The 23,467-nt window shown below is 65.8% G+C and carries 22 protein-coding genes; 13 read left to right on the forward strand and 9 right to left on the reverse strand.

Annotation, left to right across the window (positions count from 1 at the left end; all coding sequences use genetic code 11):
- From IPN92_11850 to IPN92_11860, 3 genes are all read left to right on the forward strand, one after another.
- Positions 1-1,236: hypothetical protein (locus IPN92_11850; protein ID MBK8638923.1), on the forward strand; the 1,236-nt coding region annotated here is incomplete at its 5' end.
- Positions 1,233-1,655 (forward strand): hypothetical protein, encoded by a 423-nt coding sequence (locus IPN92_11855; protein MBK8638924.1) that lies wholly within the window; start codon positions 1,233-1,235, stop codon positions 1,653-1,655. The genes IPN92_11850 and IPN92_11855, both read left to right, overlap by 4 nt.
- A gap of 35 nt (positions 1,656-1,690) precedes the next feature.
- Positions 1,691-1,849, forward strand: coding sequence for a DUF2384 domain-containing protein (locus IPN92_11860; GenBank protein ID MBK8638925.1), 159 nt, complete (start codon positions 1,691-1,693; stop codon positions 1,847-1,849).
- Positions 1,850-1,915: 66 nt separating this feature from the next.
- On the opposite strand, the gene IPN92_11865 is transcribed toward IPN92_11860, so the two are convergent.
- From IPN92_11865 to IPN92_11880, 4 genes are all read right to left on the reverse strand, one after another.
- Positions 1,916-3,136, reverse strand: a complete 1,221-nt coding sequence (locus IPN92_11865; protein ID MBK8638926.1) for an argininosuccinate synthase — start codon at positions 3,134-3,136, stop codon at positions 1,916-1,918.
- Positions 3,137-3,363: 227 nt separating this feature from the next.
- Entirely contained in the window at positions 3,364-4,152 is a 789-nt protein-coding gene (locus IPN92_11870; protein MBK8638927.1) for an alpha/beta fold hydrolase, read from the reverse strand.
- Between the two features lie 139 nt (positions 4,153-4,291).
- Positions 4,292-4,873, reverse strand: coding sequence for a superoxide dismutase [Fe] (locus IPN92_11875; GenBank protein ID MBK8638928.1), 582 nt, complete (start codon positions 4,871-4,873; stop codon positions 4,292-4,294).
- A gap of 165 nt (positions 4,874-5,038) precedes the next feature.
- Positions 5,039-6,208 carry an ATP-binding protein gene (locus IPN92_11880; GenBank protein MBK8638929.1) on the reverse strand — a complete coding sequence of 390 codons (1,170 nt, stop codon included), beginning with the start codon at positions 6,206-6,208 and terminating at the stop codon, positions 5,039-5,041.
- A gap of 79 nt (positions 6,209-6,287) precedes the next feature.
- On the opposite strand from IPN92_11880, the gene IPN92_11885 reads away from it, so the two are divergent.
- From IPN92_11885 to IPN92_11895, 3 genes are all read left to right on the forward strand, one after another.
- Entirely contained in the window at positions 6,288-8,543 is a 2,256-nt protein-coding gene (locus IPN92_11885) for a 2OG-Fe(II) oxygenase (protein ID MBK8638930.1), read from the forward strand.
- 65 nt (positions 8,544-8,608) lie between these two features.
- Positions 8,609-10,399, forward strand: a complete 1,791-nt coding sequence (locus IPN92_11890; protein MBK8638931.1) for an N-acetylglutaminylglutamine amidotransferase — start codon at positions 8,609-8,611, stop codon at positions 10,397-10,399.
- Positions 10,400-10,566: 167 nt separating this feature from the next.
- Entirely contained in the window at positions 10,567-10,962 is a 396-nt protein-coding gene (locus IPN92_11895) for a transposase (protein ID MBK8638932.1), read from the forward strand.
- On the opposite strand, the gene IPN92_11900 is transcribed toward IPN92_11895, so the two are convergent.
- Complete coding sequence (locus IPN92_11900; protein ID MBK8638933.1) at positions 10,948-11,901, reverse strand: SDR family oxidoreductase; 954 nt, start codon at positions 11,899-11,901, stop codon at positions 10,948-10,950. The two genes, IPN92_11895 and IPN92_11900, sit on opposite strands and share 15 nt — an antisense overlap.
- An 89-nt stretch (positions 11,902-11,990) precedes the next feature.
- Complete coding sequence (locus tag IPN92_11905; protein MBK8638934.1) at positions 11,991-12,782, reverse strand: IclR family transcriptional regulator; 792 nt, start codon at positions 12,780-12,782, stop codon at positions 11,991-11,993.
- 151 nt (positions 12,783-12,933) lie between these two features.
- On the opposite strand from IPN92_11905, the gene IPN92_11910 reads away from it, so the two are divergent.
- Together IPN92_11910 and IPN92_11915 are read left to right on the forward strand one after the other, a co-directional pair.
- Positions 12,934-15,141 carry a phosphoketolase gene (locus IPN92_11910; GenBank protein MBK8638935.1) on the forward strand — a complete coding sequence of 736 codons (2,208 nt, stop codon included), beginning with the start codon at positions 12,934-12,936 and terminating at the stop codon, positions 15,139-15,141.
- Between the two features lie 88 nt (positions 15,142-15,229).
- A complete protein-coding gene (locus IPN92_11915) occupies positions 15,230-16,573 on the forward strand; it encodes a four-carbon acid sugar kinase family protein (protein MBK8638936.1) in 1,344 nt (447 codons plus the stop codon).
- Between the two features lie 76 nt (positions 16,574-16,649).
- On the opposite strand, the gene IPN92_11920 is transcribed toward IPN92_11915, so the two are convergent.
- The 3 genes from IPN92_11920 to IPN92_11930 form a co-directional block, all read right to left on the reverse strand.
- Positions 16,650-16,907 (reverse strand): DUF2442 domain-containing protein, encoded by a 258-nt coding sequence (locus IPN92_11920; protein ID MBK8638937.1) that lies wholly within the window; start codon positions 16,905-16,907, stop codon positions 16,650-16,652.
- Positions 16,879-17,118, reverse strand: coding sequence for a DUF4160 domain-containing protein (locus tag IPN92_11925; protein MBK8638938.1), 240 nt, complete (start codon positions 17,116-17,118; stop codon positions 16,879-16,881). The genes IPN92_11920 and IPN92_11925 overlap by 29 nt, the downstream gene beginning before the upstream one ends.
- A 147-nt stretch (positions 17,119-17,265) precedes the next feature.
- Positions 17,266-17,826 (reverse strand): cold shock domain-containing protein, encoded by a 561-nt coding sequence (locus IPN92_11930; protein ID MBK8638939.1) that lies wholly within the window; start codon positions 17,824-17,826, stop codon positions 17,266-17,268.
- Between the two features lie 601 nt (positions 17,827-18,427).
- On the opposite strand from IPN92_11930, the gene IPN92_11935 reads away from it, so the two are divergent.
- The 5 genes from IPN92_11935 to IPN92_11955 all read left to right on the forward strand — a co-directional run bounded on the left by IPN92_11935 (position 18,428) and on the right by IPN92_11955 (position 23,454).
- Positions 18,428-20,002, forward strand: a complete 1,575-nt coding sequence (locus tag IPN92_11935; GenBank protein MBK8638940.1) for an FAD-binding protein — start codon at positions 18,428-18,430, stop codon at positions 20,000-20,002.
- 15 nt (positions 20,003-20,017) lie between these two features.
- A complete protein-coding gene (gene glcE, locus IPN92_11940; protein MBK8638941.1) occupies positions 20,018-21,145 on the forward strand; it encodes a glycolate oxidase subunit GlcE in 1,128 nt (375 codons plus the stop codon).
- Positions 21,146-21,147: 2 nt separating this feature from the next.
- Entirely contained in the window at positions 21,148-22,395 is a 1,248-nt protein-coding gene (gene glcF / locus IPN92_11945) for a glycolate oxidase subunit GlcF (GenBank protein ID MBK8638942.1), read from the forward strand.
- 91 nt (positions 22,396-22,486) lie between these two features.
- On the forward strand, positions 22,487-22,813 hold the full coding sequence (gene grxD, locus IPN92_11950) for a Grx4 family monothiol glutaredoxin (GenBank protein MBK8638943.1): 327 nt from the start codon (positions 22,487-22,489) through the stop codon (positions 22,811-22,813).
- An 83-nt stretch (positions 22,814-22,896) separates the two neighbouring features.
- The gene (locus tag IPN92_11955) at positions 22,897-23,454 is read left to right on the forward strand and encodes a cytochrome b (GenBank protein MBK8638944.1); all 558 of its coding nucleotides are present in this window, start codon (positions 22,897-22,899) and stop codon (positions 23,452-23,454) included.
- Positions 23,455-23,467 lie beyond the last annotated feature (13 nt).

Here is a 23,467-nt window from a genome sequence, read left to right on the forward strand (position 1 = left end):
GCCGTAGTCAGCGTCACCCAGATCAACACCGGTGCCGCCGTCGCTGGCTGGCAGCTCGCCACCAATCTGCAGGCCCCCGGCGTGGTCCGCGCCTCCCTTGCCGGTTCAACACCCCTCGCCCCTGGCGTGGGACTGGAGTTGTTGACCCTTGACCTCAGGGCTGAAGGCGCCGCTGGCAGCAGCTCTGCCCTCAACCTAACCCGGGGCGATATCGACGAGCTCACTGGCATTCTTAGCGACGGCGAAGTCACCATTGCCTCCCCCCGTTCCAGCCTCAATGTCGACAAGGACGGCACCGGCACTGGCAGCGTCGCCAGCAGCCCCGCCGGTATCGACTGCGGCAGTGATTGCAGTGAGCGGTATGTGACTGGCACCGTCGTCACCCTCACCGCCACGCCCGCCAGCGACTCCTCCTTCGTCGGCTGGAGTGGCGGCGGCTGTTCCGGCACTGGTACTTGCGAGGTGACGATGAGCATCGATCAGAACGTCACCGCCAGCTTCACCAAGGCCCTTAATCCTACTGTCACCGTCACCGCCAGAGATGCCAGCGCCAGCGAGGCCGGCCTCACCACCGGCACCTACACCTTCAGCCGCACGGGGAGCACCAGCGCCGCCCTCGCCGTCGCCTATACCGTCAGTGGCACCGCCACGTCCGGCAGCGACTACCAGTCCCTGGGCACCAGCGTCAACTTCGGCGCTGGGGTTACCAAGGTCACCAAGACCCTCACCCCCCTGCAAGACACCCTACAGGAACTCCCCGAGAGCGTGATCGTCACTCTCAAGCCGGGTACCAGCTATGCCGTCGGCACCCCCGGTAGCGCCACGGTGACCCTCACCAGCGACGGTCAGCCGCCGCCGGCGCCACCGCGTCCCAAGCCCCTCACCCCCTGCGACCCCCTGCAGGAACTCCCGAGCGTGATCGTCACCCTCAAGCCGGTACCAGCTACGCCGTTGGCACCGCGCGCCACGGTGCCCTCACCAGCGACGAAGTGGTCACCCAGACCGTCACCGTCCGCTACGATAACAGCGCCACCGAGGCCGGCCTCCCACCGGCACCTTTACCTTCAGCCGCAGCGGCAACACCGCCGCCGCCCTCACCGTCGCCTATCCACCAGTGGCACCGTAGCGACTACCAGTCCCTGGGCACCAGCGTCAACTTCGGCGCTGGGGTTACCAAGGTCACCAAGACCCTCACCCCCCGGCAAGACACCCTACAGGAACTCCCCGAGAGCGTGATCGTCACCCTCAAGCCGGGTACCAGCTATGCCGTCGGCACCCCCGGTAGCGCCACGGTGACCCTCACCAGCGACGAAGTGGTCACCCAGACCGTCACCGTCGCCGCTACCGATAACAGCGCCACCGAGGCCGGCCTCACCACCGGCACCTTTACCTTCAGCCGCAGCGGCAACACCGCCGCCGCCCTCACCGTCGCCTATACAGTCAGTGGCACCGCCACGTCCGGTAGCGACTACAGGTCCCTCGGCGCCAGCGTCAGCTTCGCCGCCGGTGCCACCAGTGTCACCAAGACCCTCACCCCCCTGCAAGACCCCCTGCAGGAACTCCCCGAGAGCGTGATCGTCACCCTCAAGCCGAGTACCAGCTACGCCGTTGGCACCCCCGGCAGCGCCACGGTCACCCTGACTAGCGACGATTAGGAGCAGATGACGTCGTTGCCAACTGAAGCTCTTAATTGCTGCGATTGGCCCGGGTGATCGCCCGTGGCGAAGAAGCCTTCGAGGGTCGGGAAGCGACCCTCGATTGGCTCAACCAGCCCAATGCCGCCCTGGGTGGTGGTACCCCTTATGTGTCTGCTGGAAAGGGATATCGGCACCGAGAACGCCATGGATAACCTGGGGGTGTATCGAACACGGCGTTTACGCCTGATGCTCGGTTCTGGTTCTGAACCCGCTCCAGTTCAACCCCGCCGGCGTGCGGCCACCCGCAGGCGCAGGGCGTTGAGGCGGATAAAGCCGGTGGCGTCACCCTGGTTGTAGGCGCCGGCATCCTCCTCGAAGGTGGCGATATTGGTATCGAAAAGGCTGTTGGTGTCGGACTTGCGGCCGACGGCCATGACGTTGCCCTTGTAGAGCTTGAGGCGCACCACGCCGTTGACCACTTGCTGGGTCTGGTCGATGGCGGCCTGGAGCATCTCTCGCTCCGGGGCAAACCAGTAGCCGTTATAGACCAAGCTGGCGTAACGGGGCATGAGCTCGTCCTTGAGGTGGGCGGCCTCGCGGTCCAGGGTGAGGGACTCCATGGCGCGGTGGGCCTTGAGCAGGATGGTGCCGCCGGGGGTCTCGTAGCAGCCGCGGGACTTCATGCCCACGTAGCGGTTCTCGACGATGTCGCTGCGTCCGATGCCGTTGGCGCCACCAATGCGATTAAGTTCCGCCAGGAGCTGGGCCGGGCTCATTACCTGGCCATCGATGGCGACCGGGTCGCCCTTCTCGAAGGTCAGCTCAAGGTAGGTCTGCTGGTCCGGGGCCTGCTCCGCTGGTACCGTCCAACGCCACATGTCCGCCCCCGGCTCGACCCAGGGGTCTTCCAGGTCATAGCCCTCGTAGGAGATGTGCAGCAGGTTGGCGTCCATGGAGTAGGGCGACTTGGTGCCATCGCGCTTCATCTCCACGGCGATGCGGCGGCTGGCGGCATAGTCCATGAGCTTTTCGCGGGACAGCAGGTCCCATTCGCGCCAGGGGGCGATGATTTTGATCTCGGGGTTGAGGGCGAAGGCGGTCAGCTCGAAGCGCACCTGGTCGTTGCCCTTGCCGGTGGCGCCATGGGCGATGGCGTCGGCGCCGGTGGCGGCGGCGATCTCGATCAGGCGCTTGGCGATCAGGGGCCGGGCGATGGAGGTGCCCAGGAGATATTCACCCTCGTAAAGGGCGTTGGCCCGGAACATGGGGAAGACGAAGTCGCGCACGAATTCCTCGCGCAGGTCGTCAATGTAGATCTCCTTGACCCCGGCGGCCAGGGCCTTGGCGCGAGCCGGCTCCAGTTCCTCGCCCTGGCCGATGTCGGCGGTGAAGGTCACCACCTCGCAGCCGTATTCCTCCTGCAGCCATTTGAGGATGACCGAGGTGTCCAGGCCGCCAGAATAGGCCAGCACCACTTTCTTGATGTCGCTCTTCGCCATGGGGGACTCCCGCCTAACTTCGCAAAAGGGCGCAGTATATAGCGGCGGCCGGGCCTTGCGGAATGTGGTTGGCCTCATCGGAGGGTGGCGCCAGGCGATCAGGTCAAAAGCCTGGACTGGGGGACCCGGCAAGCCGAGCCTAAAGGTCATGCCACCCTGTGGAACTCGCCCGGATCAAGGCCAAGGTCAGAGCGCTGATGGGATTTGGTTAAGTGATTGACCTGTGCTCAACCCTTCAGGAAATCCACCAGGGTCTGGGTGAAGGCCTCGGGCTGGTCGGCATGGACCCAATGGCCGGCGCCGGGGATGGCGACGAGTTCCGCGCGGGGGAAGAGGGCGCGGATGTCTGGCAACTGGTTGGTGTTGACGTAGTCCGAATCCGCGCCGTGGATGAAGGCCGTCCGGCCGTGGAACTGGCGGTCCCGAGGGTCGGGAAAGGTCCGCAGCTCCTCCATGGCATCCGGTAGGGCGGCAAGATTGATGCGCCAGCTCCAGCCCGCTTCGCTCTTGCGGAGGTTCTGTAGCAGGAAGCCGCGCATCATGGGGTCGGGGATGGCGGCGGCGAGGCGGGCGTCGGCCTCGCGGCGCGAATCGATCGTCTTGAGGTTGAGCGCCCCCAGGGCCGCGATCAGGCGCCGAAAGCGGGAGGCATAGGTCACCGGGGCGATGTCTACCACCGCCAGGGCCTCGATCCGCTCCGGCCAGTTCAGGGCCAGCCACATGGCGACCTTGCCGCCCAGGCTGTGGCCGACCAGGCTGACGTACTCGATGTCCCGGCTGTCCAGCAGGCCGATAAGATCCTCGGCCATGGCCTCGTAGCTCAGGATCGGGTCATGGGGTGACTGGCCGTGATTGCGGAGATCCGGGACGATCAGGCGCCGGTCCGCCCCCAGCAGCGAGTGCAGCCGGCCGACGATGGGGTGCCAGTTGACGGCGGAGCCGAAGAGGCCATGGATCAGGAGGATGGGTGTGGCCGGAGACGCTGGGTCACCGTAGCCGCGGTGAAAGAGGGGGATGGGCGGGGACAAGAGGGGTAAGGGGCGGCGGGGCGTCCGGCGAGGAGGCGAGACTCAAGGCGCGGAGGTTGCACCCGCCAAGGATAGGCCCGGAGTGCCTCCGGGCCATGATCCTCTATGGCTCATCGCCGGGGCGCGATCAGGCGGCGAAATTGGCGGCCACGAAGTCCCAGTTGACAATATGCCAGATGGTTTCCAGATACTTGGGACGAGCGTTGCGGTAGTCGATGTAGTAGGCATGCTCCCAGACATCCAGGGTCAGGAGGGCCTGCTTGCCAGAGGTCATGGGGGTGCCGGCGTTGGAGGTATTGAAGATCTCCAGGGAGCCATCGGCATTCTTGACCAGCCAGGTCCAGCCGGAACCGAAGTTGGTGGCGCCGGACTGGTTGAACTGCTTCTTGAACTCCTCGAAGGAGCCGAACTTGGCATCGATGGCCGCGGCCAGGGCGCCAGTGGGCGCGCCACCGCCGGTGGGGCTCAGGCAGTTCCAGTAAAAGCTATGATTCCAGACCTGAGCGGAATTGTTGAAGACGCCGCCGGAGGACTTCATGATGATGTCTTCCAGGCTCAGGGCCTCAAACTCGGTGCCCGGGATCAGGTTGTTGAGGTTGGTGACATAGGTCTGGTGATGCTTGCCGTAGTGGTACTCCAGCGTCTCCTGGGAGAGGGTGGGCGCCAGGGCATCCATGGCGTAGGGCAGGGCGGGCAATGAGTGAGTCATGGGTTATCTCCTGAAAAGTGGTATCGACTCGGCGCAAGATAGGCCCCCCCGGGCCAAAGCTCAAGCGCCAGCCCCCAGTAATTCACATCCTGGTCCAGATCGGCACCCACGGTAGCATGAAGGACCGGGTGTGCGGAGGGATCCGCAATGGCTTTGGGCGGATGATCAGGTGGTTTCCGCCCAGGCGCCCACCTGATGCCAGGGCAGAATGCGGGCCTGGGTGCGTGTCTGGGCCTCGCTGCCCGCGTAGATCAGGAGGGGCCGCAGGGCGGCGTCACCTGCCAGGGCGCGCCATTTGTTCAGGCCGGAAAAATAGTCGGGGTTGATGGTAGTCCCCGCCTTGATCTCGATAGGCAACAGCCGCTCGCCCTGGTCCAGGAGGACATCGATCTCGTTGCCGGCGCTGTCTCGCCAAAAATAGAGGTTCGAGGGCAGGCCGCGGTTGAAGCGACCCTTGAGCAATTCGGCGATGACCCAGGTTTCGAACAGGGCACCGCGCTGGGCATGAAAATGCAACGGCTCCTGGTTCTGGATACCCATGAGCCAGCAGGCCAGGCCGGTATCGAGGAAGTAAAGCTTGGGGGACTTGGTGAGGCGTTTGCCCAGGTTACGATGGTGGGGAGGCAGCAGAAACAGCAGGTAACTGGCCTCTAGGACTGACAGCCAGGCCTTGGCGGTGTGATGGGTGATGCCGCAATCATTGGCGAGGGCGGACAGGTTCAGCAATTGGCCGGTGCGGGCGGCGCACATGCGCAGAAAAACCTGAAAGGTCTTCAGGTCTCGGACCTGGATGAGTTGATGCAGGTCGCGCTCCAGGTAGGTGGCCACGTAGGCGGACAGCCAGTCATGGGGCCTCAGATCCCGCACGTAAAGCGGCGGATAGGCACCTTTGTATAGGGTGGTTTCCAGATCGGCGGGTGGCGCGGGTGTCTGGCACAGCTCGACCTGACTGAAGGGCAGCAGATGCACCAGGCCAACCCGACCGGCCAGCGACTGGGTGATGCGGGAACGCAGGTCGAACTGTTGCGAGCCCGTGAGGATGAAGAGTCCCATGCGCCCGTCATCGTCCACCAGACCCTGGAGGTAAGAGAAGAGGTCCGGGGTCCGCTGGACCTCGTCCAGGATGGCGCCATCGGGAAAACCGGCGAGAAAGGCGCGGGGGTCGGACTCGGCGAAGCCGCGAAGGTCCGGATTTTCCAGCGAGACATAGGGTTTGTCGGGAAAGGTGGCGCGCGCCAGGGTGGTCTTGCCGGACTGGCGCGGGCCCGTGATGGCCAGGACAGGGAAGCCCCGGCTCAAGCGCTGCAAAGTCTGGCTGGCTTGGCGTGGAATCATTTCAGTAGGTTAGCAACGCTTGTGCAAATTGGCAATTTGATTTCCAATATTTCATCCCATCAACGATGACCCTACGCTTATGACTGACTACCCCCAAGCCTTGGCCGACCTCCTGGCCAGCGTCCAGCGCCCCGGTGGTTTCCACGTCGCCGGCTCCTTCGACATCCACCCGCCGCGTCTGGAGGTGGAGGGGGTGGGGCCCATTGCCCTGCCGCTGCTGCCCACCCAAGCCGAGGCCCTGGTGGGCGGGGCCGAGCAGGCGCCCTATGGCCGGGGGAGTGAGACCCGGGTGGACACCGGTGTGCGCCGTACCTGGCAGGTGGATGCCGCCCGGGTGAAACTGACGGGCCGGAAGTGGTCGGAGGACCTGGCGGGCGTCGTCGAGCAGGTGCGGGTGGGTCTGGCGGTAGCCGGGACCATTGAGGCTCAGCTCTATAAGCTGCTGATCTATGATACTGGCAGCTTTTTCGTTCCCCATCGCGACACCGAAAAGGCCCCGGGCATGTTTGGCACCCTGGTGGTGGTGCTGCCCTGCGACTACAGTGGCGGCGAGCTGATCATCCGCCACCGGGGCGAGGAGGTGCGCGTCGATCTGCACCGGGACGAACCCTCCGAGTCCGCCTTCGCCGCCTTCTATGCCGACTGCCGGCACGAGGTCCTGCCCATCGCCTCCGGTTACCGGCTGGCGCTGATTTACAACTTGATCCGCCGTGGCGAGGGCCCCTTGCCGCGGGCGCCGGACTACGGCTCCCAGCAGGCGGCCCTCGCCCGCCTGCTGGCTGACTGGGACCGCTCCGGTGCCGCCCCCGATAAGCTGGTCTATCCCCTGGAGCATGCCTACACCGAGGCCGAGATCGGCTTCCCGGCCCTCAAGGGCCAGGATGCGGCGGCGGCCCAGGTCCTGATCTCCGCGGCGGCCGCGGCCGGCTGCGATCTTTACCTGGCGCTGATCAGCGTGGCGGAGACCGGCTGGGCCGACTACACCGGCGGCGGCGGGTGGCGAAATCCGGAATTGGAGATCGGGGAGGTGACCGACAGCGCCTGGACCATTCATGACTGGCGTCTGGCGGACGGCGGCCAGAGCGATATGGCCAACTTGCCCTTCACCGAGGAGGAGCTGTCGCCCCCCGAGGCCTTGGCCGACCTGGAGGATGCCGAGGTCGAATTCTCCGAGGCCACGGGTAACGAGGGGGCCTCTTTCGAGCGTTTCTATCAGCGCGCCGCCTTCATCCTCTGGCCGGTGGCCCGGCGCGGCGCCGTCCTGGCCGCCGGCGGACTCAGGGTCAGCATCCCCGCCCTGCTTGAAGGGGTGCGCCGCTGGGAGGCGGCGGGCGCTCGGGTGGGCGACAGCGACTGGCGGGAGGCCCACCGACTGGCGGGCGCCATCAGCGCCCAGTGGCCGCGGGAGTCCTGGGTCCGGAACCATGCCAGTACCGAGGGGCGGTCACGTGACCTGCTCGATGCCCTGCTCCGGCTGGGTGATCTGGAGGGCGGGGCTGAGTTCACCGCCGCTCTGGTCGCGGGGGGCGCCTACAGTCTGGAGGACAATCCGGCCCTGGCCCTGCTCTTCCACCGTCTGCCGCCCGCTCGCGCGACCGAGCTGCTTGGCCAGGTCATCACCGCCCATGTCGCCCGGCGGCCCGGGGCCTGCGCCAATCTGCTCAACCGTTGCGCGGCGGATGGCGCGCCGGCCTGGCTCCACGCCTTGTCCAGTCCGGCCAGACTCTTGCTGCAGGGCCTACCCGATGGCCAGCCGGTCAGCCCGACGCCCTTCGATTATCCCCAGGTGCCGGAACCCCTGACGGCCGCGCAGCTTGCCGAAGCGGTCAGTGCCCTCGGGCGGATCGATGCCGCCCTTGCCGATCAGGCGGTGGCGCGCTGCCTGTCCTGGCCGGCCGTCTATGACCCGGACCGCTTACTGGTACCGGCGGCTTTGGCGCTCAAGTCCGCTGGCGGGGAGCGGGAGCCCCCAGCCGCCAAGGTCCTGCGCGAGGCGGTGCTGGCCCACCTGGAGGCCCGCATCGCCCTGCCCCTGGAGCCCCCGGCGGATTGGGCCCGGCCGGTGGCCATCGCCTGCAAGTGCGCCCATTGCCGCGCACTGAGCGGCTTCCTGGCATCACCGGAGGAGCCGGTCTGGCACTTCAAGGCCAACGAGGTCGAGCGCCGGCATGTCGCCGTTTCCATCCAGAGTATCCAGTGCGATCTCGACCTGGCCACGAACAAAGGTGGCCGTCCCTTCACCCTCATCTGTACCAAAAACCAGGCGAGTTTCCACCGCCGGGTCAAGCAGCGCGAGCAGGATCTCCGGCATCGCGAGCAACTGGTGGCCCCTTGAGGGCGCCGATAGTCGGGTCGGGTTAGCTGGGTAGCAGTCAAGGTCCAAGACGGAGAAAGTCAGCGATGTGCGGAATATGCGGTGAATTGCGCCTCGACGGCGCCCCGGCGGATTTGGGAGCGGTGGAGCGGATGATGGCGCGCATCCGCCGGCGCGGGCCGGATCATGGCGGGAGTTGGAGCGACGGCGGTCTGGGCTTCGGCCATCGCCGCCTGGCCATCATCGACCTCTCCGTCCGTTCCAATCAGCCTATGGTGGACCCGGAACTGGGCCTGGCCCTGGTGTTCAACGGGGCCATCTACAACTATCGCGAACTGCGCCAGGAACTGGTGGCCAAGGGCTACCACTTCTTTTCGGACGGCGACACCGAGGTCATCCTCAAGGCCTGGCACGCCTGGGGCGAGGGCTGCGTCGAGCGCCTGCACGGCATGTTTGCCTTCGCCCTCTGGGATATGGGCAGGCGCGTCCTCTTCCTGGCTCGGGATCGCTTTGGCGTCAAACCCCTCTACTGGACCCGCGACGCCCGTCGGTTCCGGTTTGCCTCCAGCACCCAGGCCCTGCTGGCGGCGGGTGGGGTGGACACCGCCATCGACCCCATCGCCCTGCATCACCTCTTCACCCTCCATGCCGTGGTGCCGGCGCCGCGCACTATCCTGACCGGCATCCGCAAGCTGGCCCCGGCCCACTGGCTACGCATCGACGCCGATGGCACCACCACCGAGCGCCCCTACTGGAGCCTGGCCGGCGTCCGCCCGGACCCCATCCCCACCGCCAGCGAGTGGGTGGCGGCCATCGGCACCGCCCTGCGCCAGGCCGTACGCCGCCGCGAGGAGGTGGCCGACGTGCCGGTGGGGGTGCTGCTCTCCGGCGGCCTGGATTCGAGCCTGCTGGTGGCCCTGCTGGCGGAGCTGGGGACGGCGGAGGTACGCACCTTCTCGGTGGGTTTCGAGGATACCCCGGAGGAGGCCGGCAGCGAGTTCGAGTACTCGGACCTCGTCGTGGCGCGCTACGGGACCAGGCATCACAAGTTCCACGTCCCCAACGCCGAGGTCCTGCCCCGCCTGCCGGAGGCGGTGGACGCGATGACCGAGCCCATGTTCGGCCAGGACGCCGTCGCCTTCTATCTGTTGGGTGAGCAGGTATCACGGGAGATCAAGGTCGTCCAGTCCGGCCAGGGGGCGGACGAGGTCTTCGGCGGCTATTTCTGGTATCCGCGCCTGGCCGGGGCGGACCAGGGGGCCTGGCTCGAGACCTTCCGTCGGCACTACTTCGATCGCGATCACGCCGAGTTTCTGCACCTGGCGGCCCCGGCCCATGCCGGACCGGACCACACCGGCATCCTCGTCGCCGATCTCCTGGACCAGACCGGCGCCGAGGAACTGGTCGACGCCGTCCTGCGCCTGGATGTGACCAGCCTCATCGTCGATGACCCGGTCAAGCGGGTGGACAACATGACCATGGCCTGGGGTCTGGAGGCCCGGGTGCCCTTCCTCGATCACGAACTGGTCGAGTTGGCGACCCGCTGTCCCGCCGCTATCAGGCTGCGCGAGGGCGGCAAATATCCCCTCAAGGCCCTGGCCCGGGGCCTGCTGCCGGATGCCGTCATCGACCGGCCCAAGGGCTACTTTCCCATGCCGGCCCTCAAGTTCGTGCGCGGCGACTTTCTCGTCATGATGCGGGACCTGGTCAATTCCCGCGCCTGCCGCGAGCGCGGCATCTACCAACGGGCTTATGTGGATCAGCTTCTCGCCGCCCCCGATCTGCATCACACACGCATCCGCGGAAATAAGCTTTGGCATCTGGCCTTGCTGGAACTCTGGCTCCAGCGCCACCTGGATGGGGAGTGCCAGGGCTGACCCGAAGATGAAGGGATGTCGCTATATAAGATTTTCCTGAACTTGGTTTTCATCACGGGTGTTATCAGCCATACTTAACTGCCAAGCCCCGGGAGATTGTCAACCTCTGAGACGAACAGTTCAGGCCGCTTTTCCTGCCATTGCCCGAGGGCTTCGGCGGGGCTGAGATGGCCGAGACGGGCAACCTGCTGCACGGTGAGGAAGAGGCCGCTTTTGCCGATGCGGGTTATACCGGCGCCGAGAAGCGCGGGGAGCTCAGGGACCGGAAGGTGGAATGGTCCATCGCCGCTAAGCGCAGCAAGGTGGCCGGTTTGCCCGCAGGCGAGAAGAAAGACCTGATCAAGCGGATTGAGCGGCTCAAAGCACAAGCCCGCAGCCGGGTCGAGCACGTCTTCCACCTCATCAAGGACCGCTTCCACCATCGCGAACTGCGCTACCAGGGGCTTAAGAAGAACAGTGCCCAGCATGAGGTGCTCTTCGCCCTGGCCAATCTGATTATTGCCAAAAAACGCTCTCCGAGGGCGAAGAGAGAGATATCAGATCATTCTTCAGCGTTTCCGTAAGGCCTCGAAATAGGCGATGGTGGGCTTTAGCCCTTCGCGCAGGGGGATCCTGGGCGCCCAGTCGAGGTGGGTTTTGGCCTGGGTGATATCGGGCTGGCGCTGACGGGGATCGTCCTGGGGCAGTGGCTCGTGGATGAGGGGTGAATGGGAGCCGGTCAGGTCGCGGATGGTCTCGGCCAACTCGATCATGCTGAATTCGCCGGGGTTGCCCAGGTTGATGGGGCCGGCGAGGTCGTCGGGGCTGTTCATGAGGCGGACGAAGCCCTCGATGAGATCGTCCACATAGCAGAAGGAGCGGGTCTGGCTGCCGTCCCCGTAGAGGGTGATGGGCTGGTTGCGCAGGGCCTGGACGATGAAGTTGGAGACGACGCGGCCGTCGTTGGGGTGCATTCGCGGGCCGTAGGTGTTGAAGATGCGGGCGACCTTGATGCGCAGGCCGTGCTGGCGACGGTAGTCGAAAAAGAGGGTCTCGGCGCAGCGTTTGCCCTCGTCGTAGCAGGAGCGGGGGCCAATGGGGTTGACGTTGCCCCAGTAGTGCTCGGGCTGGGGGTGGATGGCGGGGTCGCCATAGACCTCGCTGGTGGAGGCCTGAAAGATCTTGGCCTTGACCCGCTTGGCCAGGCCGAGCATGTTGATGGCGCCGTGGACGCTGGTCTTAGTGGTCTGGACCGGGTCGTACTGGTAATGAATGGGCGAGGCCGGGCAGGCCAGGTTGTAGATCTCGTCCACTTCCACATAGAGAGGGAAGGTGACGTCGTGGCGCATCAGCTCGAAGTAGGGGTTGTCGAGCAGGTGGGCGATGTTGTCCTTGGTGCCGGTGAAGAAGTTATCGACGCAGATGACGTCATGGCCGTCGGCGAGGAGGCGTTCGCAGAGGTGGCTGCCCAGAAAGCCGGCGCCGCCGGTGATGAGGATGCGTTTGCGCAGGGCGTAATTCATGGGGAGTACCGGTGGCGGTGGGGTGCAGAGGCCCGGGGGCGGCCAGTATGGCATAGCGGGCGGCCCGGGCCATCCTCGCGCGCCGCTGCCTAGCGCGCGCCCCGATGCTGGGCGATGCGCTCCGTGATGCGGCGCGCGGCCTCCTGGATGAGGCCGATCCAGGCATCCCGGCGCCGCTCGATGGGCGCGGAGATGGACAGCCCCGCCAGGGGCTCGCCCGCCGGGTCGCGCACCAGGACGCCAATGCAGCCTACGCCGATCTCGGCCTCTTCGTTGTCGAGGGCGTAACCGGCCGCCAGGTCCTGGCTGGCCTGGCGCCAGAGGTCCTCGCCGCGGGTCAGGGTGTGCTCGGTATAGGCGGTCAGGCCGGTGCGGGTGGCATACTCCTGGACCGCCGCCTGGCCGGCGCTGCCCAGCATCAGCTTGCCCACCGCCGTCACATGCAGGGGCGCCCGGCTGCCGATGAGCTGCTCGACCCGCATCATGCGCTGGGGGGTGGCCCGTTCGATATAGACGACGTCATCCCCCTCGCGCTCGGTCAGGTTGACCGTTTCCTCGACCTGGTCCCGCAGCCAGGCCATGACGGGCCGGGCCAGGGCGCGGAGGTCCTCGCCGCCCTGGCGACAGGCGGCCCAGCTGGCGAGCTGGCCGCCAAAGCCATAGTGGCCCGTCTCGTTGCGCTCGACGAGGCCATTCTCCGTCGCCGCCGCCAGGATGCGGAAGGCGGTGGAGGGGTGCAGGCCCGTCTCGGCGGAGAGCACCTTGAGACTGGCGCCGCCGCCATTGCTGGCGAGGGCATTCAGGAGGGCGGCCAGGCGGTCAATGACCTGAATCCGGTGGCTGGGGGTGGTGCTGGGTTGGCGAGGTGTTGGGCTGTTCATTTCACATTATGAAATCGATTACGTATTGTGAAATCATAGCGCCCGGTGTAAGGTTAGATCAAGCCCATTCGTCATCCCGAGGAGTCCCCCCATGAAGGCTACCGCCACCGAGACCACCCCAGACCAGGCCGCCCCAGATTTCTGCGCGGGCATGCAGCACTTTGGCGAGCCCTGGCCGGGTTTTGAGACCCATGCCGCCGCGCCGGCGGTAAGCGCGGATACTGGCCGCATTGCCCAGGTGGACGCGGAGGCCGCCTATCAGACCCTCCTGATGGCCGATGCCCTGCGCTATGTCACCCTGCAGGTGTGCGGCTCCAAGGGCTCCGGCCATCCCGGTGGCTTCGCCTCCAGCGCCGAGGCCTATGCCGCCCTGGTCATGCTGGGCCACACCAATATCGTCACCGAGGTCGGCCACCACGCCCCGGGTTTTTACAGCGCCATGTTCCTCGACACCTCCCTGGAGGAGATGGGCATCCGCACCCTGACGGACATGATGGCGCGGTTCCGCGAAAAGCATGGCCTGCTGGGCCACCTCTCCGGCGCCATCCCGGGCCTCCTGGCCCCCGCCGGTCCCCTGGGTCAGGGCCAGCATTTCGCCATGGCCGGGGCCATGCTGCATCCGGACAAGCTCTTCCCGGTGACCATCGGCGACGGTGGCATGGGCGAGCCCTATGTGCTCAATGCCATGATGCATTTCCATACCGCCTACCCCCAGGTCACCAACTTCCTGCCGACCCTCATTTGGAATGGTTACAGCCAGGAGCACCATTCCATGGTCTCCCGCCTGACCAATGAGGAGATGCTGGCCTACTGGCGGGGCCATGGCTTCGAAGAGGTGGTGCTGGTGGACGCCAAGGACTTCGACGATAGCGGTCAGGAGGCCGCCTATGTCGATTCCAGCCGTTTTTCGCAGGGCCAGCGCCTGGCCTTTGCCCAAGCGGTACTGGCGGGTGTCGAGCGGGCCGCCGCGAGCGCCTTCTCCGGCAAGCTGACCGCCTTCATTCTCAAGCAGTTGAAGGGTACCGGCGTCCATACCCTGGGCGCTAAGTCCCATAATCTCTACCCGGCCGACACCCTGGATGCCCCCCATATCATCGAGGGCCTGCAACGCCGCGCTCTGCCACCCGCCGCCTGGGCCCTGGTGCGGGAGAACTTTGTCCGCGCCGGTGGCGGCCCCGCCGTCAAGACGGCGGTGACGGAGTTCGTGCTGGACCTGGCCCCCCTGGGCGCCTTCCCCTGCCAGGCATTCACCCCGGGCGACAAGGCCGTGCCCGCCACCGCCCTGGGCGCCCTGGCGGCCTGGGTAGGCCAGCAGGACCCGCGCTTCGTGGTCACCAACGCCGACGGCAACGAGGCCTCGGCGATGAAGAATATCAACGACGCCCTGAAAATCCGCCACCCGACCCCGGACCCCCTCTACAACCAGGAGCCCACCGGCCAGGTGTACGAGCCCCTTAACGAGGACGCCTGCGCCGGCCTCGCCGCCGGCCTGAGCCTGTTCGGCTCCCGCGCCCTCTGGCTGTCCTACGAGAGCTTTGCCATCAACGGCTGGCCCATCGTCCAGACCGTGACCCAGGCCATGGCCGAGCTGCGCCGCAAGACGCCGTCCGTCGTCTGCATGTTCACCGCCGGCGCCCTGGAACAGGGCCGCAACGGCTGGACCCACCAGCGCCCGGAGATCGAAAACTACTTCGCCGCCCAGATGCGCAACGGCAACCTCTATATGCTGTTTCCGCCGGACGCCAACAGCATCCAGGCCGCCTACGAGTACGCCACCCAAAGCTTCAACAAGGGCATGGTGATCATCGCCTCCAAGTCGCCCCTGCCGGTGTACCTGAGCCTGGCCCAGGCCGACGACGCCGTCGCCAAGGGCGCGGCGACCCTCTACGAGACCCAGCCCGGCAAGTCCGGCAAGAAGGGCGGCAAGGGCAAAAAGGGCGCTAAGAACAACAAGGGTACGGTGGTCTTCGCCGTCACCGGCGACATGGTCTACCTGCCCGTGTTCGAGGCCAAGGATCAGCTCGAAGCCGCAGGCTGGGCCGTGCGCATCGTCGCCGTGGTCAATCCGCGCCGCCTCTATCGTCCCAGCGATGTCGCCTGGGAGACGGTGTCCGAGCCCGACAACGCCTTCATGGACGACGACCACTTCAACGCCTTCTTCGACGGCGACGTCCTGCTGGCCGTGAGCGGTGGCCCCTCCGCCGCCCTGGAGCCGGTGCTGCTGCGCAGCCGCGCCGCCCAGCGCGACACCTTCGCCTGGAAGCGCGGCGAGACCACCGCCAGCCCGGCGGAGATCATGGACTTCAACGGCATCACCGCCGAGCGGATGGTGGCGCGGGTCAAGGCCCTGCGGTCCTAATCAGGGTTCAAAAATAACCGGTATATCCGTAGGTCGGGTTAGCGCAGCCTAACCCGACTCCGGCCTGAATCTGTCCGCGAGCCACAAGATGCCAGAAACCAAGATCATAGTCCTCGACGACGACCCCACGGGTTCACAGACGGTCCACGGCTGCCTGCTCCTGACCCGCTGGGATGTCGAGACCCTGCGCCAGGGCCTGGCCGATGCCTCGCCACTCCTCTTTATCCTGACCAACAGCCGCGCCATGGGCGCCGAGCAGGCGGCGGCGGTTACCCGCGAGGCCTGCCATAACCTGAAACTGGCTCTGGCCGCCGACGCTCTGGCCAGGGAGGGCGAGGGCCGGGCGCTGCATCCCCTCTTCGTCAGCCGTTCCGACTCCACCCTGCGCGGCCACTACCCGGTGGAGACCGATGTCATGGCGGAGGAACTGGGCCCCTTCGACGCCCACTTCCTCACCCCGGCCTTCTTCGAGGGCGGGCGCTTCACTCGCGATTCCATCCATTACCTGATGGTCAATGGCCAGCCCGTTCCCACCGCGGAGACCGAGTTCGCCCGGGATTCCGTCTTCGGCTACCGCACCAGCTATCTGCCCGATTACGTTGCCGAAAAGACCCAGGGCCGCATCCCCGCCCACCAGGTCGAGCGCTTCCTCCTGGCCGAGGTCCGGGCCGGGGTCCAGGAGCGTCTCCTGGCCCTGCATGGCAACGCCTGCGGCGTGGTGGACGCCGAGACCCAGGCGGACCTGGATCGCTTCGCCGCCGATGTCCTGGCCAGCGTGGCCGCCGGCAAGCGCTTCCTCTTCCGCAGCGCCGCCAGCCTGCTCACCGCCCTGGCCCGCCTGCCCGCCCAGCCGGTGGCGCCGGATGCTATGCGCGAATATGTGCGCGGTGGCCGGCCGGGTGCCGTCATCGTCGGCTCCCACGTCAAGAAGACCACCGACCAGTTGGCGTGCCTCCTCCAGCAAGCTGGGGTGGGGGCGGTGGAGATCGACGTCGATCGCATCCCCACCGAGGGCGCGGCCCTCCTGAACGCGACCCTGGCCCGGGCCGCGGCGCTGCATGACCAGGGCCAGACGGCGGTGATCTTCACCAGCCGGGTCGAGCGCACCTTCGCCGACCAGGCCACGCGTCTGGCCTTTGGCGACCAGGTCTCCGCCTTCCTCATGGATGTGGTGCGCGGCCTGCCCCGCGACCTGGGTTTTCTGATCAGCAAGGGGGGCATCACCTCCAACGACGTCCTCTCCAGCGGTCTGGCCCTTGGCGCCTCCCGGGTCCTGGGCCAGATCCTGCCCGGCTGCTCCGTGGTGCGCTGCCCGGCGGATCACCCCCGTTACCCGGACCTCCCGGTGGTCATCTTCCCGGGTAATGTCGGGGATGAGGAGGCCTTGGCCACCGTTTATGGCCGATTAACCGGTATCAGTCTTGGAGATTAAGGGGCAAGGTGAGGTGGTAGCCGTGTCATCAGCTTGCGGGGCTGGACAGATATGCAAATGACCCGAGCCAACCACATCATGCCCGGATTTTCGAGATCAGAGGAAAATTTTCAGGCTTGCGAATTGACTCAACCGAGAGATCAAGGTCCAGTTCGGGCCAATAGAGATGGTTTTCCGTTGGACGTTCAATCTCGCAAAGTTGCTCGATGGTTGCCGACTTAAACCACGGAAAATCCGAAAACGGTATAGCCAGTTCCTCATCATCCAGCAGCAGCCAGAAGCAATGCTTAGACACGTTGGTGACTTCAGCAGTCAAAGTGGCGATGCCAGGCATCTTGAATCTCCTTAATATGCGCTTCAACCACGGCTTGCGCTTGACATATTTGCATCTTTGAAAGCCCAATATTCACTGCCAAGTGTACCGATGGAGTCAGCCAGAATTTCGCCTCGCCATCCGGGTGTGCCACGTGGACATGGCTGCGGGGCTCCTCGCGAGAGAAGAAAAACAGTCTGAACTGTCCGTCACGAACGATTGTTGGCGCCATCTATACACTATGCCGTAATGGTGGTCGTCTTGTGCACTAACATGCAAGCTCTGGGGCGCGGAGCCGGCTTGCCGGCGGAGCGTCCCACTGGAGCGGAATGTTAGACATTGCGCCAATTGAGAAAAGTCAGCTGGAGGGACGGCACGCTTATTTTGCAAAAGGACTTGTACACCACTGTTGCTCGCACGGCTCACCATCATGATTGCCGTCCATCTCAGTATTGGGGCAATTGCGAAGGAAAAAGGTAGCTTCAGCGCAGGATGTCATCTGGGAACAATGGGTGCGCCCGTCGCAGCGGTAGGGAGATGATGTTTCCTGAATCTCTGGTTCAGCGGCGATCACGGGCAACGGGGCTATACGGCGGGTATACTCACCGTAACCGTATACGCCCAAGCCCACCAGAAGGAGCAGAGGAATGACCCGACCGAAAAAGCCAGGACTCTCTTTGCGACGATAGGATGGCGATTTGCGGGAAGGGTATGGGCGCATAACAGTCGGGCGCTGTGGGCACAAAAGGTTTTTCGCTCGCTTCTTCCCAGTGCTGTCGGTTTCAATTTCAAAGGTGATGCTTTCTCCGAGTGTCGGGCGTACTCCATCCTTCGGAAACGCAGAGATATGGACAAAAATCTCCTGACCACCTTGGGTTGGCGTTATGAACCCGAATCCTCGGTCGTCATTCCACTTTGAGAGAGTGCCTTCGATGCGCATTTTGAATGTCTAATGTGTTCTTAGGTTGAGACGGGCCAAGTTGCGCGCTAGGCTGGACTAGGACATTTGTGCGCTATCCCGCCGCGGGCCACTAGGGTGCTAGACGGGATTTTTCGATCAGCCAAGTCCCCTAGCGGCGCCGCGGATGTCCTGCCAGCACTTCGCCCTGTGTCCTTCGCCGCGGATGCCGGCGTCGATTCTTCTTAACAGGTTGTAGGACCAGGCGCAACCCCACGGCTGCGGCTGTCTTTAACTCGTCGATGCCTTGCGAGGGCTTCTTCTCAATCTGGATCATGGTTCCGGCAAAAAAGGGCCCGATCACAACGGCTGGAGACGAGGCCAGCATCTGCTGGGGGCCAGTCATCTGGCCACCTTGTGTTCCGGTACGGACTTGGGCCCCTATGTACCAGACCGCCTTAGGATGCTCGTGTGCAAGCCTGCAGCGGGCCACTCGGGAACTAGCTTGCCACGGGCCACTAAGGGACTGGGTGATGTTGATATTCAAAAAGTAAACCGCATCGTTACCAAATCTCATAATTTAATCCGTTTTGCGTATAGTTGCCGCTGCGGACAAGACGAAGCGAAGGGGCTTTACTCAATGATGACTGAACGATGCACAGGTCAACAACAGGGGGATCATGGCCAGGACAACCCCCCCTTGGGAGTCCAGCTTTCAGTTGATCATCATCCCGATTCACCGCTAACCCCCCAGGCCCGTATCGCCCGCCAAGCGGAACTGGTGGCCGGCCTGCTGGCGATTCTGCCGGAGACCTTCGTGCTGCACGAGGCGGAGGATTTGCGCCCCTATGAGTGCGACGGCCTCTCCGCCTACCGCCAATTGCCCCTGGCAGTGGCCCTGCCTGGCCAGGTCGAGGAGGTCCAGGCCATCCTGCGCCTCTGCCAGCGGCTGGGGGTGCCGGTGGTGGCCCGGGGCGCGGGCACGGGCCTGTCCGGTGGGGCCTTGCCCCACGCGGACGGCCTGCTGCTGTCCCTGGCGCGGCTCAAGTCCATCCTCCATATCGATCCCCTGGCCCGCACCGCCCGGGTCCAGCCGGGGGTGCGCAACCTGGCTATCTCCGAGGCGGCGCGCCCCCATGGCCTCTACTATGCCCCGGATCCCTCGTCCCAGATCGCCTGCACCATCGGCGGTAATGTGGCGGAAAATGCCGGGGGCGTGCATTGCCTGAAATACGGCCTGACGGTCCATAACCTCCTGAAACTGGAGGTCATTACTATGGAGGGGGAACGCCTGACCCTGGGCGCCGATGCCCTGGATGCCCCCGGCTATGACCTGCTCGCCCTCCTGACCGGCTCCGAGGGCCTGCTCGGGGTGGTGGTCGAGATCACCGTCCGCCTCCTCCCCCTGCCGGAGCGGGCCCAGGTGCTGCTCGCCGCCTATGACGACATCGGCCAGGCCGGCGCGGCGGTGGGGGCCATCATCGCCGCGGGCATCATCCCCGCTGGCCTGGAGATGATGGACAATCCCGCCATCCGCGCCGCCGAGGCCTTCGTCCACGCCGGCTATCCGGTGGAGGCTGCGGCCATTCTGCTGTGCGAGCTGGACGGCGCCAACGAGGAGGTGTCGCAGGATATCCTGCGGGTGCGCCAGATCCTCCTGGAGAGCGGCGCCGTCGAGGTGCGCACCGCCCGGGACGAGGCCGAGCGGCTCCTCTTTTGGAAGGGGCGCAAGGCGGCTTTTCCCGCCGTCGGTCGCCTGTCGCCGGATTATTACTGCATGGATGGGACCATACCGCGTCGGCGCCTGTCCGAGGTGCTGGGGCGCATCGCCGCGATGTCCGCCGCCTATGGCCTGCCGGTGGCCAATGTCTTCCATGCCGGCGATGGCAATCTCCACCCCCTCATCCTCTACGATGCCAATGTGCCCGGGGAGCTGGAGCGGACGGAGGAACTGGGCGGCAAGATCCTGGAGCTGTGCGTCGAGGTGGGCGGTACCATTACGGGCGAGCATGGGGTCGGCAAGGAAAAGATCGACCAGATGTGCGTCCAGTTCCAGCCCCAGGAGTTGGCCCAGTTCCATGCCGTCAAGGCCGCCTTCGATCCGGCGGGCCTGCTGAATCCCGCCAAGGCCGTGCCCACCCTACATCGCTGCGCCGAGTTCGGCGCCATGCACGTCCACGCCAATCAGCTTAGGTTTCCCGACCTGCCGAGGTTCTGAGTGATGACAGAAAGCATGAATCAGGACCTTACCCAAATGTTGGCGGAGCGGGTGGCCGCGGCCCAGGGCGCGGGCCGCCCGCAGCGCATCCAGGGCGGCGGCACCAAGGCCTGGCTGGGGCGAACCGTGGAGGGTGAGACCCTGGAGGTCGCCGGCCATCGCGGCATCCTCAGCTACGAGCCCACCGAACTCGTCATCACCGCCCGGGCCGGTACGCCCCTGGCCGAGATCAAGGTCGCCCTGGCAGAGCGCGGTCAGTGGCTGGCCTTCGAGCCGCCCCATTTTGACGTGCGCCCCAATCCCGATGGCCGGCCCGGCGCTGACGCCACCCTGGGGGGGATCATCGCCTGCGGCCTCTCGGGTCCCGCCCGGCCCTATGCCGGTGCCGCCCGGGACTTCGTCCTGGGGGTCAGGATCATCAATGGCCGTGGGGAGGTGCTGCGGTTTGGCGGCGAGGTGATGAAAAACGTCGCCGGTTATGACCTGTCGCGCCTCATGGTCGGGGCCCAGGGTACCCTGGGCGTCTTGCTGGAGGTCAGCCTCAAGGTGTTGCCGCGCCCGGCCACCGACCTGACCCTGGCCCTCGAACTCACGGCGGGGGAGGCCATCGACCGCTTCAACCGCTGGGCCGGTCAGCCTTTGCCCCTTAGCGCGGCCTGCCATGACGGCGAACGAGCCTATGTGCGGCTCGCCGGCAGCGAGGCGGCGGTGCAGGCCGCGCGCGCCCGGTTGGGGGGCGAGGCGGTAGGGGCGGGGGCCGATTTCTGGCGTGGCGTGCGCGAATTGAGCCATGCCTTCTTCCGGAATCCGGCGCCCCTGTGGCGGTTGTCTCTACCGCCCACCGCGCCCCATGATCCCAGTCTGGGACCCCACTTCATCGACTGGGGTGGGGCCCTGCGCTGGGTCCAGAGCGAGCACCCCCTCTGGCCGGTGGCTCAGGCCGCGGGGGGGCATGCCACCTGTTACGGTCGCCGGCCGGCTGGCCAGCCAGGTCTTCAGGTGAGTGGCCAGGCTGGCGATCCGCCTGGCGGGCAGGTCTTTCAGCCCCTGCCGCCCGCCCTGCTGGCCCTCCACCAGCGCCTCAAGGCCGCCCTGGATCCGCGCGGCATCCTTAATCCTGGCCGCCTCTATCGGGATTTATAGGTATGCAGACCCAACTGGCCGATTTCATCCGTGACAGTCACCAGGGCCAGGAGGCGGACGCCATCCTGAGATCCTGTGTGCATTGCGGTTTCTGTACCGCCACCTGTCCCACTTACCAGCTCCTGGGCGATGAACTGGATGGACCCCGGGGCCGCATCTATCTGATCAAGCAGGTCCTGGAAGGCCAGACCCCCAGCCGCAGGACCCAGCTCCACCTGGATCGCTGTCTGACCTGCCGCTCCTGCGAGACGACCTGCCCCTCCGGCGTGCGCTATGGCCGGCTGGTGGATATCGGCCGTGCCGCCGTCGAGGCCACCGTGCCGCGCCCCTGGGACGAGCGGCTGGCGCGGCGCCTGCTGCGCTGGCTGGTGCCCTCGCGGTTGCGCTTCGGCCTCTTTCTCGGTCTTGGCCAACTGTTCCGCCCCCTGCTGCCGGCGAGTCTGAAGGCCAAGGTGCCGCCGCGCCGGGTCGCAGGACCCTGGCCGACCGCCCACCGGCCCCGCACCCTGCTGGCCCTCGCGGGCTGCGCCCAAGCGGCGGCGACCCCCGATACCAATGCCGCCGCCGCCCGGGTCCTGGATCGCCTGGGCATAAGCCTGGTCGAGATCCCGCGGGCGGGTTGTTGCGGGGCCCTGCCGCACCACCTGGGCGCGGAGGAGGAGGCCCTGACCATGATCCGGCGCAACATCGACGCCTGGTGGCCCCAGGTCGAGGCCGGCGCCGAGGCTATCCTGGTGACTGCCAGCGGTTGCGGGGCCATGGTCAAGGATTATGGCGTCCTGCTCGCCCAGGACCCGGTCTATGCCGCCAAGGCGGCCCGGATTGCGGGCCTGGCCCGGGATCCGAGCGAGGTGCTGGCGGTCGAGTTGGCCCGCCCGGAGGTCGCCCTGCCCCCGCCCGGGGCCGGGCGAAAAATCGCCTTTCATTCGCCCTGCAGCCTCCAGCACGGGCAGAAGCTGCCGGGTCTGGCCGAGGGCCTGCTGACCCGGCTCGGCTACGAGCTGACCCCAGTGGCCGACGGCCACCTCTGCTGTGGCTCGGCCGGCAGCTATTCCCTGCTGCAACCCGTTCTGGCGCGGCAACTGCGCGACAACAAGCTCGCCAGCCTGGCCGCCGGCGGCCCTGAGTGCATCGCCACCGCCAATGTCGGGTGTCAGTTGCACCTGGAGTCTGGTACCCGGATTCCCGTGCGGCATTGGATCGAGCTGGTTGACGAGGTGTTGGCCGTTAATCCCGCGGCGCGGACCTAGCCCGGTGGCTGGGCTTCCTTGAAATGGGCCCCTGCGGCCCGATCTCAGCCCCACTCCATCCCCTATTTTTTTCCTTAACAGAGGTCAGCCAATGGACGTCCTGGAGCGTATCGATCAGCAGGTCAAGGGTAATGCCATCGTCATTTTCATGAAGGGCACCCCCCAGTTTCCCCAGTGCGGCTTTTCCATGCGCGCCGCCGCCGCCCTCAAGGAGTGTGGCGTCCCCTTCGCCCATGTCAACGTCCTCCAGGATATGGAGATCTTTGAAAACCTGCCGCGTTATGCGGACTGGCCGACTTTTCCCCAAATCTACATCGATGGCGAGCTGGTCGGGGGCTGCGATATCACCCTGGAACTCCATGCCACGGGTGAACTCAAGTCCCTGGCGGAGTCGGCGGCGGCCAAGGCCACGGCCTGATCGGCTGGCGCGAGCGACCTGGCCGGACCGGCGGCCGGGTACGACATCTTGATCCCGGGAGCCTGTCACACGAGGAAACTGCTATGTCCGAGGCCGATCGCTACACCCTGGTACAACGCCTGCTGCACTGGCTCCTGGCCTTGCTGGTAATTCCCGCCCTGGGGGTGGGTCTAACCCTCGGCTGGCTGGGGTTCGATGGCACTAAGGACGCCTTTGGGGGTGAGGTGACTGATGCCCTCTATACTGGGCACAAGACGATGGGGGTGCTGATTCTGGCTCTGATGACCTTCCGTCTGGTGATGCGCCTGACCCTGGGCGCCCCGCCCCCCGTCCCCACCCTGACCCAGTTCGAGCGCCTGGCCAGCCAGGCGGTTCATGCCCTGCTGTACCTGGTCCTCCTGGCCCAGCCCATAGTGGGCTGGCTGGCGACAGCGGCTGGGGGTTACCCGGTCCAGTTGTTCGCCTGGACCTTGCCCGGGCTGATCGCCAAGGATCCGGCCCTGAGCGAGAAGCTGTTTCAGCTTCACGGCGTCCTGGGCTGGACCCTGCTCGCCTTGTTGGCGCTCCACATCGGGGCCGCGCTCATGCATTGGCTGGTGAAGCGCGACGGGGTGATGAGGCGTATGAGCCTCTTCTCCTGAACCGGCGGTTAGG

Source organism: Chromatiaceae bacterium, assembly GCA_016714645.1.
Lineage (GTDB): Bacteria > Pseudomonadota > Gammaproteobacteria > Chromatiales > Chromatiaceae > M0108.